13 protein-coding genes are annotated in these 14391 nt (G+C 72.3%); 10 read left to right on the top strand and 3 right to left on the bottom strand.

The features are described 5' to 3' along the window. Positions 1–6 precede the first annotated feature (6 nt). Positions 7–1008, bottom strand: coding sequence for a helix-turn-helix transcriptional regulator (locus ACYVKF_RS10985; protein ID WP_056916280.1), 1002 nt, complete (start codon positions 1006–1008; stop codon positions 7–9). A gap of 288 nt (positions 1009–1296) precedes the next feature. Between ACYVKF_RS10985 and purD the strand changes: the two genes are divergently transcribed. Beyond that, a complete protein-coding gene (purD, locus tag ACYVKF_RS10990) occupies positions 1297–2580 on the top strand; it encodes a phosphoribosylamine--glycine ligase (protein WP_460966439.1) in 1284 nt (427 codons plus the stop codon). A gap of 26 nt (positions 2581–2606) precedes the next feature. On the opposite strand, the gene ACYVKF_RS10995 is transcribed toward purD, so the two are convergent. Further along, entirely contained in the window at positions 2607–4007 is a 1401-nt protein-coding gene (locus tag ACYVKF_RS10995) for an MFS transporter (RefSeq protein ID WP_460966440.1), read from the bottom strand. A 139-nt stretch (positions 4008–4146) separates the two neighbouring features. Here ACYVKF_RS10995 and ACYVKF_RS11000 point away from each other — a divergent pair, with 139 nt between their 5' ends. Genes ACYVKF_RS11000 through ACYVKF_RS11015 form a run of 4 tightly spaced genes read left to right on the top strand, consistent with a single transcriptional unit; the run spans position 4147 to position 8334 of the window. Continuing rightward, the gene (locus ACYVKF_RS11000; RefSeq protein WP_460966441.1) at positions 4147–4653 is read left to right on the top strand and encodes a SigE family RNA polymerase sigma factor; all 507 of its coding nucleotides are present in this window, start codon (positions 4147–4149) and stop codon (positions 4651–4653) included. After that, positions 4653–5990, top strand: coding sequence for a hypothetical protein (locus tag ACYVKF_RS11005; protein WP_460966442.1), 1338 nt, complete (start codon positions 4653–4655; stop codon positions 5988–5990). Before ACYVKF_RS11000 ends, ACYVKF_RS11005 begins: the two co-directional genes overlap by 1 nt. Positions 5991–6009: 19 nt before the next feature. Beyond that, complete coding sequence (locus ACYVKF_RS11010; RefSeq protein WP_369818800.1) at positions 6010–6915, top strand: phosphoribosylaminoimidazolesuccinocarboxamide synthase; 906 nt, start codon at positions 6010–6012, stop codon at positions 6913–6915. A 27-nt stretch (positions 6916–6942) separates the two neighbouring features. Next, the gene (locus ACYVKF_RS11015; protein ID WP_460966443.1) at positions 6943–8334 is read left to right on the top strand and encodes a pyridoxal phosphate-dependent decarboxylase family protein; all 1392 of its coding nucleotides are present in this window, start codon (positions 6943–6945) and stop codon (positions 8332–8334) included. 69 nt (positions 8335–8403) lie between these two features. On the opposite strand, the gene ACYVKF_RS11020 is transcribed toward ACYVKF_RS11015, so the two are convergent. Beyond that, positions 8404–8844 carry a nitroreductase family deazaflavin-dependent oxidoreductase gene (locus ACYVKF_RS11020; protein ID WP_460966444.1) on the bottom strand — a complete coding sequence of 147 codons (441 nt, stop codon included), beginning with the start codon at positions 8842–8844 and terminating at the stop codon, positions 8404–8406. Between the two features lie 181 nt (positions 8845–9025). Here ACYVKF_RS11020 and purS point away from each other — a divergent pair, with 181 nt between their 5' ends. The 5 genes from purS to ACYVKF_RS11045 all read left to right on the top strand — a co-directional run bounded on the left by purS (position 9026) and on the right by ACYVKF_RS11045 (position 14366). Continuing rightward, the gene (gene purS, locus ACYVKF_RS11025; protein ID WP_460966445.1) at positions 9026–9298 is read left to right on the top strand and encodes a phosphoribosylformylglycinamidine synthase subunit PurS; all 273 of its coding nucleotides are present in this window, start codon (positions 9026–9028) and stop codon (positions 9296–9298) included. Beyond that, the gene (gene purQ, locus ACYVKF_RS11030; protein ID WP_460966446.1) at positions 9295–9966 is read left to right on the top strand and encodes a phosphoribosylformylglycinamidine synthase subunit PurQ; all 672 of its coding nucleotides are present in this window, start codon (positions 9295–9297) and stop codon (positions 9964–9966) included. The genes purS and purQ overlap by 4 nt, the downstream gene beginning before the upstream one ends. Beyond that, on the top strand, positions 9963–12263 hold the full coding sequence (purL, locus tag ACYVKF_RS11035) for a phosphoribosylformylglycinamidine synthase subunit PurL (RefSeq protein ID WP_460966447.1): 2301 nt from the start codon (positions 9963–9965) through the stop codon (positions 12261–12263). Before purQ ends, purL begins: the two co-directional genes overlap by 4 nt. Positions 12264–12317: 54 nt before the next feature. Then, positions 12318–13514 (top strand): sensor histidine kinase, encoded by a 1197-nt coding sequence (locus tag ACYVKF_RS11040; protein WP_460966448.1) that lies wholly within the window; start codon positions 12318–12320, stop codon positions 13512–13514. A 96-nt stretch (positions 13515–13610) separates the two neighbouring features. After that, a complete protein-coding gene (locus ACYVKF_RS11045; protein WP_056919343.1) occupies positions 13611–14366 on the top strand; it encodes a histidine kinase dimerization/phospho-acceptor domain-containing protein in 756 nt (251 codons plus the stop codon). Positions 14367–14391: the final 25 nt, after the last annotated feature.

Here is a 14391-nt window from a genome sequence, read left to right on the forward strand (position 1 = left end):
CGGGCCTCAGATCAGGCCCCGCCTCCCTGCCTGGACGCCGGCCTGGAACCGGGTCCCGGCGCCGAGCTGGTCCATGAGCGCGCGCACCCGCCGCTCCACGGTGCGTTGGGAGACGCCGGTCTGGCGGGCGATCGTCGCATCGGGCGCGCCGGCCGCGAGCAGCGACAGGATGAGCTGGTCGCGTTGCTCGGCGGCGCTGCCCGTCCCCGCGCGCTGCAACGGCGAACCGAGCGTCCACAGGTGGTCGAACAGCGAGATCAGCGCCAGGACCATCGCCCGCGCCCGCACGAGCGCCGACCCGAACCCCGTCGGGTCGAACGAGCTGACGTCCACGATGGCGGCCGACTCGTCGACGATCACGCAGGAGAACGGGACGCTGGTCGTGAGGCGGAAGCGTTCCCCGCCGCGCTCCCGGGCCTCGAGGATGGTGAGAGCGTCGGGGATCTCCAGGATGCGGGAGTCGTACACCGAGGCCATGTCGAGGACGATCCCGCCGGCGCCCCTGCTCGGCTCCTCGTGGCTGTGCATCGGGCTGTCGAAGATGGCGTCCGTCCGTGGCGACGGTGCGCGGAAGACACGGACGATCTCCGTCCCTGCCGCCACGGCCTCGGCCGTCACCGCCGCCATCTCGTCCAGCGAGGCGAGGATGCGTATGGTGCCCGCGTCGGGGGTCGTCGTCGCGGCCCGGGCCTGGAAGAAGACCTGCGCGAGCTCGTGCGCCGCCGACCGTGTCTCCCGCGCGCGCCGCTCGTAGCTGAGGGCCAGGGTCGGCAGGGAGATGTCGGGCGGGATGACCTCGATGACACCACCGGCCTGGAGCCGCACGAGGCCGCGCTCCTGCAGCACCTCCAACGAGTGGTCGACGAGGGGCGCCTTCATCCCCTGCGCCACGAGCAGGGACCGGGTCGGCTCCGGGTGCTGCAGCGCAGCGAGGTAGACCCGCGTCACCACGCCGCCACCGTCGCTGTCGTGGTTGCCGAGTCCCAGGGCGTCGACGGCGTCGCTCACGAGGTCCTGCCCATGCGCTGCTCCTCGGTCCGAGGTGAGTGGCCGCGACCCATGGTGCTGTGTTGGCGAGATCCCGTCAATGGCGCAAGTCCGCCACGTCGAGGCTTTACGTGCGGACCCGTCATGGTCCAATCTGGTCGGAGTCGATTCGTCGACCCACGTGCCCGGTCGCAGGTTCCCCCGCCAGGCGACCGCACGTCGGCTGCGCGGCGTCCCCGGGAGAATGTCCCCCCTGCCTCCCCGGGACGCCGCGCACTCATCTCCCGCCCGGTTCTCTACGCTGGGCGCGTGAAGGTTCTCGTCGTCGGGTCCGGTGCTCGTGAGCACGCCATCGTCAAGGCGCTCGGCGCGGACCCGGACGTCGACGCCGTGGTGGTGGCTCCCGGCAACCCCGGCATGGACGCCGTGGCCCTGTGCGAGCCGCTCCCCGCAGGCCTGCTCGACGGCGACGGTGTGGTCGAGCTGGCGCGCCGGCACTCGGTCGGCCTCGTGGTCATCGGCCCGGAGGCCCCGCTCGTCGCCGGAGTGGCCGACGTGGTGCGCGCGGCCGGATTCCCCGTCTTCGGCCCATCCGCGGAGGCAGCCCGCCTCGAGGGCAGCAAGGCCTTTGCGAAGGAGGTCATGGCTGCCGCCGAGGTGCCGACGGCCCTCGCCCGCGTGTGCGCGACCGAGGACGAGGTGGCCGACGCGCTCGACGCCATGGGCGCGCCATACGTGGTCAAGGACGACGGCCTCGCCGCGGGCAAGGGCGTCGTCGTCACGGACGACCGTGACGCCGCCCTCGAGCACGCCCGGGGCTGCCTCGCCAAGGAGGACGGGCGGGTGGTCGTCGAGGAGTTCCTCGACGGGCCGGAGGTGTCGTTGTTCGTCCTCTGCGACGGGGAGACGGTCGTGCCGTTGGCTCCGGCGCAGGACTTCAAGCGGGTCTTCGACGAGGACCGCGGCCCCAACACCGGCGGCATGGGTGCCTACTCCCCGCTGGGCTGGGCGCCGGCCTCGATGGTCGACGAGCTCGTCACCCGCGTCGCCCAGCCGACCGTCGACGAGATGCGCCGCCGCGGGACGCCGTTCTCCGGGGTGCTGTTCATCGGGCTGGCGCTGACGAGCCGTGGTCCTCGGGTGATCGAGTTCAACGCGCGGTTCGGCGACCCGGAGACCCAGGTGGTGCTGGCGCGGCTGCAGACCCCCCTGGGTGGGCTGCTCCTGGCAGCGGCCACCGGACGGCTGGCCGAGGTCGGCGCGCTGCACTGGTCGCCGCAGCACGCGGTGACGGTCGTCGTCGCCTCGCACAACTACCCCGGCACCCCGCGTACGGGAGACCCCGTGACCGGGATCGAGGCCGCCACCGAGGTGCCGACCGTCTACGTCCTGCACGCCGGTACCGGCCGCGCCGACGACGGCACGCTGGTCTCGGCGGGCGGCCGCGTGCTGTCGGTCGTGGCCCTCGGGGAGAGCCTCAGCCAGGCCCGGGAACGGGTCTACGAGGGGGTGGCCTCGATCGAGCTCGACGGGTCCCACCACCGCACCGACATCGCCCTGGCGGCCGAGCGCGACGAGCTCCACGTCGGCTGACGACCCCGCCGACTGAGCGGCACGGTCTACCCGGCTCGGCGGGCGGCGGCCCACCCCAGGGCCCCGATCGCTGCACTGCCCACCATCACGGCGGCGAAGAGCCACCCGGGCAGTGCCGGGGCCTGCCAGGCGATCAGCGCGCCGGCGCCGGCCAGCGCCACGGCCTGGGCCACCGACGCGGTCAGGCTCGACGCAGCGGTGATCCGGCCCTGGTCGGACACGGGTGCGAGAAGGAGCAGCTGGGTCGACAGCGTCGGCGACACGATCCCCATGCCGAGCCCGGCGACCCCCCACAGCACGAGTCCGGGTGCGACCGGGAGCAGCCCGAGGCTGCTCAGGGCGGGTCCGGCGATCCCGACGGTGATGAGGGCGAACCCGACCTGCAGCCGCCGCACGGCCCCCACCCGTCGCTGCACCGCGTCGAGCCCGTGCAGCTGCGAACCCGCCGCCCAGCACAGCCCCGTCACCGTGAGGCTCACGCCCGCGGCGGCCGGCCCGAGGTGGTGGATGGTCGTGAGCATGAGGGGCAGCAGGCTCCCCGCGGTCCCGAACGCCGCGGCGACGAGCCCACGCAACGCCACGAGGGCCGGTATGCCGTGGACGAGCCGCAGCGTGCCGGCCGGCAGCACGGCGCGCACCGCCGGGACGGTGCAGGCGAGTCCGGCGGCCACCAGGCTGAGGCCGAGGACTCGGGCGGTGCTGCTGCCACCGAAGAGGGACCCCCCAGCGGTCAGGGCGCCGAGCCCCACCGCGGCGAGGGCCGCTGCCCGCACGGCTCGGTGCTCCTGTCCCGTCCACGGCGTGGCAGGACCGGTGGCCGCCGAGGAGGCGCGCATCGACGGTCGGAGCAGGAGGGCGGCCGGCACCATGAGGGCGATGCCGACGGCGAAGACGGATCGCCACGACCAGGTCTGCGCCAGGAGCCCGGCCACCGGCGGCCCGAGCAGGGAGGGAAGCACCCAGGCCGCTGCGAACGCGGCGAAGACCTTGGCCCGCAAGGCCTCTGGCAGTGCCCGCGCGAGCAGGACCGTGAGCGACACGTCCATGAACGCCTCACTGATGCCGGAGCCGAACCGCCCCACGGTGAACAGCGCCATACCGGGGGCGACGGCCATGAGGACCTGGGAGGCGACGAAGACCGCCATCCCGGCCAGCAGGGGGCGGACGGGTCCGCGGTGGTCGGCCCAGGCGCCGGCGACAACGGTGGCGAGGACGAACGACACGAGCGGCGCGGCGCTGGCCGCACCGAACAGCCACAGCCCGTCGAGGTCGCGGGCGACGGTGGGCAGCACCGTCGTCGTCGCGCGGTTCTCGAACGCCCCGAGCGTCACGAGCGCCACCGCCCCGATGGCGAAGGGGAGGTGCGCTCGGGTGAACAGGCTCGGGGGCCGGTCGGTGGGTCGGCTCTGCGCCGTGTCGGTGGACATGCCCGCCATCCTCAAAGATGAAGTGGACTTCAAGTCAAGGCGGAGCGTCGTCACAGGTGTGCCAAGGTGACCCAACCGATCGTGGGGTTCGACGCGTTCTGATGGGTGACGTGTCCGGTGTGGTGAGGGGGAGGTGCCCGTGCGGGCGGTGCTCGAGGACGAGTTCAGGGAGTTCGCCGCGGCGGCGATCCCGCGGCTGCGGCGGGTTGCGATGGCGCTCTCTCGCGACCCGCACCGCGCCGACGACCTCGTGCAGACCACGCTGGAGAAGATGTACGGCGCGTGGGTTCGGGTGCACGGTGTGGAGGACCTGCACGCATACGCCCGGACCGTGCTGGTGCGGTCCCTGATCTCCGAGCAGCGGCGGCACTGGTGGACGCGGGAGCGGTCGACGGCGGACGCCGGCGAGCACCAGGTGGCTCCTGCGGAGGGCGTCGACGACCGGCTGGACCTGCGAGCCGCCCTCGGTTCCCTGCCGCCGCGCCAGCGGATGGCGGTGGTGCTCCGGCACCTCGAGGACCTGCCCGTGGCCGAGGTGGCGGTGCTGATGGCCTGCTCCGAGGGCACCGTCAAGAGCACGACGAGCGACGGCCTGCGCGCACTGCGTGCGGTGCTGACCCCGGTGACGAACGAAGGGAAGCTGTGATGACCACGGACATGATGGACCGCGCCCCTGAGGGGCTGCGGGCGCTCTACACCGAGGACCTCGGCCCGGCCCCCTTCACGGTCGACGACATCGTGGCGGGCGGACGGCGTCGCAGCCGGCACCGGACGATCGGCACGGTGGCGGGGGCGGTGGCCGCCGTGGCCGTGATCGGTGTCGGCGCCACGACCGTCCTCGGAGGTGCGTCGACGGCCGACCGGCAGCCTGTCGAGCCGGCCAGGACGACGACCACGACGCCTGCCGTGACCTATCCCGGGTGTGCCAGCAAGCCGTCCACCTGTGCGGTGGTGGTACAGCAGTGGTCGCGGGAGGTCACCGGGTCGACGGCGCAGGTCAGGATCCTGTCGGACGAGAGCTTCGAGACGGGGACCCTCGTCCTGGCGCAACGGGTCAGCTCGACCGCGGGCGAGCAGGACGTCGACCTCAAGGTCGTGCTCTCGCCGAGCACCACCGCGCCCGACAGCGAGGCCGCGATCAACCTGATCCGCAACGCGACGGCCCTACCGGGCATCCCGGTCGTCGCCAGCCGCCGGGACATCCCCGGCCCCGGTACCGTCACCGAGCGGTTCAGCGTGGACCGTGGCGACTTCGCCCGAGCCCTGTCCGTCCAGGTGGACGTCGCCAACCACGGCAGCCCCGATGGCGCGTACTCACGGTCGTCCAGGACGGTGCAGTCGCCCGACTGGTGGTCGGCTGACACGGTCGCCGACCTCGTGACCCGCATCCACGGATCGGCGGCGATGGCTGCGAAGGCCAAGGGCCTGGTCTCGTCCCGCGGCCTCCCGCACGTGGGCTGCGCGAGCGAACCCGGCTGCCTGGGTGAGGTGCAGCAGTGGTCGCGCGAGGTGACCGGCTCGGCGGGTGCGGTCGAGCAGGCGGAGGCCTCGGCATACCAGGAGGGCACCCAGGTGCTGGAGCAGCTGGTGAGCACCGAGCGCGGCAAGCGCGACGTGCACCTGTCGGTCGTCGTGGCTCCGACGACGACGGAGGCGAGGGGGATGGTCCCGGCGGCACCGGAGAAGGTGACCCTGCCCGGGATCCCCGGCGAGGTCGAGCGGGTGACGCAGAACGGCGGGGGCAACTTCGTCCAGAGCTACGACTTCCCGGCGGCGAGGTTCGGCCGGGCGGTGCACGTGACGGTCAACGTCGCCAACCAGGGCCCGGCCGGTGGGGCGTTCTCGGAGTCGGCGGACGACGTCCCGGCCCCCTCCTGGTGGACCGAGGAGAGCATCGCCGACCTCGTCTCACGGCTCTACGGCACCGACAGGATCCGCGACGCGGCGGCGAGCGCGCCGTCCACCGGGACCACCACACGCTGAACGGCTGTCGGCTGGGAGGATGTCGGCCATGACGTCCTCCCAGCCGCTCACGGTGCCCGGCTACGCCCACGTCTACTCGGGCAAGGTCCGCGACCTCTACGCCCCGCTCGACGAGTCGGGGACGCCGCGGAACGACCAGCTGCTCCTCGTCGCCAGCGACCGCATGTCCGCCTACGACTTCGTCCTCGACACCCCGATCCCCGACAAGGGTGCCGTCCTGACGCAGCTGTCGCTCTGGTGGTTCGAGCGGCTGCAGGACCTCGTGCCCAACCACGTGGTGTCGGCCGACGTGCCCGATGCCGTCGCCGGGCGGGCGGTGCTGGTCAAGCGGCTCGCGATGCTCCCGGTCGAGTGCGTCGCCCGCGCCTATCTGACCGGTGGCGGACTCACCGAGTACCGCGCCGACGGCCACGTCTCCGGGGTGGCGCTGCCCGAGGGCCTGGTCGATGGCTCGCGCCTGCCCGAGCCCGTCTTCACCCCGTCCACCAAGGCGCCGATGGGGGAGCACGACCAGCCGATGCCGTATGCCGCCGTGGAGGCCGAGATCGGCGCCCCCCTCGCGTCGCGGGTGCGGGACCTCACGACCGCGATCCTCGCCCGCGGCAACGAGATCGCCGCCGAGCGCGGCATCCTCATCGCCGACACCAAGGTCGAGTTCGGGCTCGACGGTGACGAGGTCGTCCTCGCGGACGAGGTGCTGACGCCGGACTCGTCCCGGTTCTGGCCGGCCGAGCTCTGGGAGCCGGGCCACCCGCAGCCGTCGTACGACAAGCAGTACGTCCGCGACTGGTTGACCTCGTCCGCCAGCGGCTGGGACAAGGCGTCGGGCGAGGCTCCGCCCGACCTGCCCGAGGACGTCGTGGCGCAGACGCGGGCGAAGTACGTCGAGGCCTACGAGCGCCTGACCGGCCGCACCTTCTCCTGACCGCCGCGCGGGCGTAGCCTCACCGACGTGGAGGACCTGGAGGGCCACCCGGCCCTCGCCGCGGCGTCGGCCGCTGCGCGCGCCCACCTCGACGGGCTGCGGGAACGCCGGGTCGGGGCGCCTCCGGACGTCACGGCGCAGAGCCTGAGGGCGGCGCTCGGCGGACCTGTGCCGGTCCGCGGCTCCGAACCGGCGGAGGTCGTCGAGCGCCTCGCCGCCGCCGTCGGCCCGGGACTGGTCGCCTCCAGCGGGCCCCGCTACTTCGGGTACGTCGTGGGCGGCACCCTCGAGGCCGCGATGGCCGCTGACTGGCTCGCGGTCGCCTGGGACCAGGTGGCCGGCCTCGAGGTGATGTCGCCGGCTGCGGCCGCCGTCGAGGAGGTCACCGGCGGCTGGCTGCTCGACCTGCTCGGCCTTCCGGCGCAGGCGTCCTTCGGGTTCCCGACCGGCGCCCAGATGGCGAACTTCACGGCGCTCGCGACAGCCCGGCACGCGGTGCTCGAGCGGGCGGGATGGGACGTCGAGGCCGACGGTCTCCAGGGCGCACCCCGGATCCAGGTCGTCGTCGGCGGCCAGGTGCACGCGACCGTGCCTCAGGCCCTGCGCTTCGCCGGCCTGGGCAGCCGGCCCGATGTCGCCGCCAGCGACGAGCAGGGTCGGATGCGACCCGCGGCCCTCGCGCAGGTCCTCCGGCGGGACGAGGGACCGGTCATCGTGTGCGCACAGGCCGGCAACGTCAACACCGGTGCCTTCGACCCGTTCGGGGAGCTGGCAGACCTCTGCGCGCAGGCAGGTGCGTGGTTGCACGTGGACGGAGCGTTCGGGCTGTGGGCAGGGGCGAGCGAACGGCTGCGACCGCTGGTCGACGGCGTGGAGCGCGCCGACTCCTGGGCCACGGACTGCCACAAGTGGCTCAACGTCCCCTACGACTCCGCCTTCGTCGCCACCCGCGATCCCGTCGCCCACATCGCCGCCATGTCGTGGGAGGCGCCGTACGTCGTCCCCGGGGCGGGCCGCGACCCTTACAGGTATGTCGTCGAGTCCTCCCGTCGCGCAAGGGGATTCGCGATCTGGGCCGCCCTCTCCCAGCTCGGCCGGGACGGCGTCGCCGACCTCGTGGACCGCTCCTGCGCCCACGCGCGCCGCTTCGCCTCGGCCCTGGTGGCCGCCGACCCACGGGTCGCGGTCCTCAACGACGTGGTGCTCAACCAGGTACTGGTGCGGTTCGACGACTCCGACGACGTCACCCGTGCGGTCCTCGCTGGGGTCCAGGTCGGCGGCGAGGCGTGGATCGGTGGCAGCACCTGGAACGGTGACGCGGTCATGCGGATCTCGGTGTCCGGCTGGATGACGACCTCGCAGGACGTCGACCGCTCCGTCGAGGCGGTCCTGGCTGCCCTCGCCGCAGCGCGCACCTGACGCCGGCTGGCCCCGGCGAGGCCTCCGCGCAGCCGACGCCGCCCGCGCAGCCGACCCCGCTCCGTTGGACTAGCCGCGCGTGGGGGTCAGGAGGGCGAGGGGCATGGTCCGCGACGTCTTCAGCTCGTACTTGCCGAACGGTGGACAGCGGACGAGGACCACGTCCCGCCAGGCAGCATCCCGCTCGTCCCCGGTCAGCTCCCGGACCGTGACGGCCTCGGTGGCCCGGCCCCGCTGCACCTCTGCGCGACCGGCGGCCCGCAGGTTGCGGAACCACTGCGGGTCCTGCGGCATCCCGCCCGCCGACCCCACGACGAGGTAGCCACCCTCGTGCTCGAAGTACCCGACGGGGGTGGTGTGCGGCTTCCCCGTCTTGCGGCCGGGGACGGTGAGCAGCAGGACCGGGACACCGCCGGAGCCCTTGCCCCCCACCTTGCCGCCCGACACCCGGTAGACACCGACGCCCCCCTTGTTGACGGTCCGCATCACGGTCTTCATCACGGTGTTCATGGCGCCTCCCGGGCTCTCCCCACGGACGCTCCTCCGGGCGCCACGACGTGTCAACCACCTGCCCGGCCGTGCGGCGACGTCCGGGAGGTGACCACGCGGCATACCTGCTCCGTGGCCCGGATAGACTGCGGTCGCTTCCATCCCCCGCGCTAGTCCCGTGCTGAACCCAGGAGACACCCGAATGGGCCACGTCGTCATTGACGTCATGCTGAAGCCAGAGATCCTCGACCCCCAGGGTCAGGCCGTGAACGGGGCGCTCCCCCGGCTCGGCTTCGAGCAGTTCACGGATGTGAGGCAGGGCAAGCGCTTCGTCCTCACCGTGGACGGCGAGGTCACCGACGAGGTGCTCGCGGCGGCGCGGGAGGCAGCGGAGAAGCTGCTCTCCAACCCCGTCATCGAGGACGTCGTGTCCGTCCGCGCGAGCGACGGCGAGACCACGGACCCCGGCCAGTGAAGGTCGGGGTCGTCACGTTTCCGGGCTCCCTCGACGACCGTGACGCCGCCCGCGCGGTGCGCGCCGTCGGCGCCGAGGCCGTCAGCCTCTGGCACGGCGACGCCGACCTCAAGGGCGTCGACGCGGTGGTCCTCCCCGGCGGTTTCTCGTACGGCGACTACCTGCGCTGCGGTGCCATCGCCCGTTTCGCGCCGGTCATGGACGCCCTCATCCCGGCAGCCCAGGGAGGGCTGCCCGTGCTCGGCATCTGCAACGGCTTCCAGGTGCTCTGCGAGAGCCACCTGCTCCCCGGTGCGCTGATCCGCAACGACCACCGCAAGTTCAACTGCGTCGACCAGCGGCTCGTCGTCGAGAACGCCTCGACCACCTGGACCTCCGACTTCGAGGCCGGGCAGGAGATCACGATCGTCCTCAAGAACGGCGAGGGCGGGTTCGTCGCCGACGAGCGAACCCTCGACGAGCTCGAGGGCAAGGGCCGCGTGGTCTTCCGGTATGCCGGTGACAACCCGAACGGCTCGTACCGCGGCATCGCGGGCATCAGCAACGAGCGCGGCAACATCGTGGGCCTCATGCCCCATCCCGAGCACTGCGTGGAGGAGGGCTACGGCCCCTCGACCGATGGGCTCCCCTTCTTCACTTCTGTTCTGCGACAGGTGGTTTCAGCATGACGGCCCAGGTCGACCGTCCGACGCTCGACACGGTCTCCCACGCGGCGACGACCCCCGACACCGAGCAGCCGTGGAGCGAGCTCGGGCTCAAGCCCGACGAGTACGCCGAGATCCGCGAGATCGTCGGCCGCCGCCCCACCAGCGCCGAGCTCGCGATGTACTCCGTCATGTGGAGCGAGCACTGCTCGTACAAGTCGTCCAAGGTGCACTTCTCCCTCTGGGGCGAGAACACCACCGACGAGATGCGCGAGAAGCTCCTCGTCGGCATCGGTGAGAACGCCGGGGTCGTCGACATCGGCGACGGCTGGGCGGTCACCTTCAAGGTCGAGTCGCACAACCACCCGTCCTACGTCGAGCCGTACCAGGGCGCCGCCACCGGCGTCGGCGGCATCATCCGCGACATCATGTCGATGGGTGCCCGGCCGATCGCGGTCATGGACCCGCTGCGCTTCGGCAACCTGCACCACCCCGACACCCAGCGCGTGCTCCCGGGCGTCGTCGCCGGTGTCGGTGGCTACGGCAACTGCATCGGCCTGCCCAACATCGGAGGCGAGGTCGTCTTCGACGACTGCTACCAGGGCAACCCGCTCGTCAACGCCCTGTGCGTCGGTGCCATGCGCATCGAGGACATCCACCTCGCCAAGGCCTCGGGCGTCGGCAACAAGGTGATCCTGTTCGGCGCCAGGACCGGTGGCGACGGCATCGGCGGCGTGTCGGTCCTCGCCTCGGAGACCTTCGACGAGGGTGGTCCCACCAAGCGTCCTGCGGTCCAGGTCGGCGACCCGTTCGCCGAGAAGGTGCTCATCGAGTGCTGTCTGGACCTGTATGCCGCGCACGTCGTGGACGGCATCCAGGACCTCGGCGGTGCGGGGCTGTCCTGCGCCACCAGCGAGCTCGCCTCCAACGGTGACGGGGGCATGCAGATCGAGCTCGACCGCGTGCCGCTGCGCGACGCCTCCCTGCGACCTGAGGAGATCCTCATGTCGGAGAGCCAGGAGCGCATGATGGCCGTCGTCGAGCCGGGCAAGCTCGACGAGTTCATGGCGATCACCGACCGGTGGGACGTCGAGGCGACCGTGCTCGGGGAGGTCACCGACGGCGACCACCTCGTCATCACCTGGCACGGCGAGGTCATCGTGGACGTGCCGCCGCGGTCGGTCGCCCACGAGGGCCCGACCTACCACCGGCCCCTGGCCCGTCCGGACTACCTCGACCAGCTCCAGGCGAACGGCACCGGCACGCTGGCCCGTCCCGTCGACGGCGAGGGCCTGAAGTCCGACCTGCTCACCCTGCTCGGGTCGCCGAATCTGTGCGACAAGTCGTGGATCACCGACCAGTACGACCGCTACGTCCTCGGCAACACCGCGCTCGCGATGCCCGACGACGCAGGGGTGGTGCGCGTCGACGAGGAGACCGGCCGCGGTGTGGCCATCTCGACCGACTGCAACAGCCGGTTCGCCAAGCTCGACCCCTACACCGGGGCCCAGCTCGCGCTCGCCGAGTCCTACCGCAACGTCGCGACCGCCGGCGCCGTCCCGCTCGCCGTCACCGACTGCCTCAACTTCGGTTCCCCGGAGGACCCGGGCGTCATGTGGCAGTTCCGTGAGTCGGTCAAGGGCATCGCCGAGGGCTGCAAGACCCTCGGCATCCCGGTGACCGGCGGCAACGTCAGCTTCTACAACCAGACCGGTGACACGGCCATCCACCCCACGCCCGTCATCGGTGTCCTCGGGGTCATGGACGACGTCTCCCGCCGCACCCCGTCGGGCTGGAAGGCCCCCGGCCAGGTGATCTACCTGCTCGGCTCGACCCGTGACGAGCTCGCAGGCGGCGAGTGGGCGCACGTGGTCCACGGCCACCTCGGCGGGCTGCCGCCGAAGGTCGACCTCGGGGCCGAGCAGCTGCTCGGCGACATCCTCGTCAACGCGAGCCGGGACGGTCTCGTCGACGCCGCGCACGACCTCTCCGACGGTGGCCTCGCCATCGCCCTGGCCGAGGCGACCATGCGGTACGGCGTCGGCGCGCGGATCTGGCTCGACGAGGTCTGCGAGCGCGACGGCATCGACGCGTTCACCGCGTTGTTCAGCGAGTCGACCGCCCGTGTCGTCGTCAGCGTGCCGCGCTCGGAGGAGGTGCGGTTCACCGACATGTGCACCGCCCGCGGCCAGGTCCACGCGCGCATCGGTGTGGTCGACGACGAGACCGACGGGCTGGACGTGCAAGGTCACTTCACGGTGGGTCTGTCCGCCATGACGCAGGCCCACACGCGTACGCTGCGAGAGGTCTTCGCCGGCTGATTCGTCCGGTTTCCGGGTCGACGACGATGTCGACGGGTCCCACTGAGGAGTGTCGTGAGTTCAGGGCAGGACCTCGCCAGGCGCGAGGCGATCGAGGAGTACGAGGTCGTCGGACGCCCGGCGGAACCCGACCTCCAGCGCCTCGTCGAGCTGGCCGCCGCCGTGTGTGACGTCCCGACGGCCGTCATCAACATCATCGACGACCGTCAGCAGCACCAGATCGCAGCGATCGGGCTGTCTGCTGCGGTCTGCTCCCGCGAGGACTCGATGTGCGCCCGGGTCCTGCACGACCCCCAGCTCGTGGCGGTGCCCGACGCGAGCCTCGACGAGCGCTTCGCGGACAACCCGTTCGTCACGGGCGTCATCGCCAACGTCCGCTTCTACGCCTCCAGCCCGCTCGTCACGCCGGCGGGCGTGCCGATCGGCACCCTGTGCGTCTTCGACGACGTGCCTCGCCGGTTGTCCGTGGCAGCGGGCAAGGCCCTAGGGGTGCTGGCCGAGCAGGTGGTCGACGTCCTGGAGCTGCGCCGCCTCACCCGTGAGCTGGCGCGCTCCAACGAGCAGCTGACGCAGTTCGCCGGGCAGGTCAGCCACGACCTGCGGAACCCGCTCGCGGCGCTGACCGGTTTCCTCGAGCTGGCCGCCGACAGCCCGGAGCTCGCCGACGCCCCTGACGCGGCCGAGCTGCTGGCGCGGGCCGAGTCGTCCGCAGCGCGGATGACCGCGATGATCGGCGACCTGCTCGACTTCGCCCGCATCGGTGGCGGTGGGCGCAAGGGCCTCGTCGACCTCCAGGGCGAGGCCGACGCCGTGCTCGAGGACCTGTCCGCCCAGATCGCCGACGCCGGGGCCGACGTCCGCGTGGAGGGCCTGCCCAAGGTGTCCGGCGACGCCACGCTGCTTCGCGCCCTGCTCCAGAACCTCGTCGCCAACGCCGTGAAGTTCAGTGCCGCAGCCGGTACCGGGCAGCCCGTGGTCCGCGTCGGCGCCGAGCACATCACCGGCGGCTGGCGGGTGACCGTGGACGACAACGGTCCCGGGGTGCCCGAGCAGGACCGCGACCGCGTCTTCGAGCTGCTCGCCCGGGGGGACGACAAGCAGGACGTCGAAGGACTGGGCATCGGCCTGAGCACGTGCCGCCGCATCGTGCAGTCGCACGGCGGCCGCATCGGCATCGTCGACTCCGAGCTCGGCGGCGCCAGCGTCTGGGTGTCCTTCCCGGACCGGCCGCAGTCACAGGGCAGCGGGTAGGACGAGAACGGCCACGGGGACCGGGGACCGAGGGGGCGACCGGCCGGCAGCTGACGAGAGGGGGACGTGGGTGTGGGAATCCCTGGGGGGAGCGAGATGAGCACGGTCCAGGACCTCGCACGCCGCGAGGCGATCGAGGAGTACGACGTCGTCGGCGCTCCGGCCGAACCGGATCTCGAACGGCTCGTCGAGCTGGCGGCAGCGATGTGCGACGTCCCCACCGCGGTCATCAACATCATCGACGACCGCCACCAGCACCAGATCGCAGCGGTGGGCCTGCTCGCTGCGGTGTGCTCGCGTGAGGAGTCGATGTGCGCCCAGGTCCTCAGCGACCCGGTGCAGGTGGCCGTCCCGGACGCCCGGGTCGACGAACGCTTCAAGGCCAACCCGTTCGTCACCGGTGAGATCGCCAACGTCCGCTTCTACGCCTCGAGCCCGCTCGTCACGCCGGCCGGGGTGCCGATCGGGACCCTGTGCGTCTTCGACGACGTCCCGCGCAACCTGTCCGTCGCAGGTGGGCGCGCGCTCGGAGCCCTGGCCGACCAGGCCGTCGACCTCCTCGAGCTGCGGCTCGTGTCCCGTGAGCTGGCGCGCTCCAACGACCACCTGCTCAAGTTCGCCGGACAGGTCTGCCACGACCTTCGCAACCCGCTCGCCGCCCTCACGTGGTTCATCGAGCTCGCGGCGGGCAGTCCCGAGCTGATCGACTCCCCGAACGCTGCCCAGCTGCTGGCCCGGGCCGAGTCCTCGGCGGCAGGGATGGGCGCCATGATCGCCGAGCTGCTGGACGTGGCCCGGTCCTCTGGTGCCGACGCCGGGCCGGCGGACGGCCGCAGACCGGACCGACGCTGACCCGACACAGCGAGCGGCCCGGTCA

Source organism: Pedococcus soli (genome assembly GCF_054782575.1).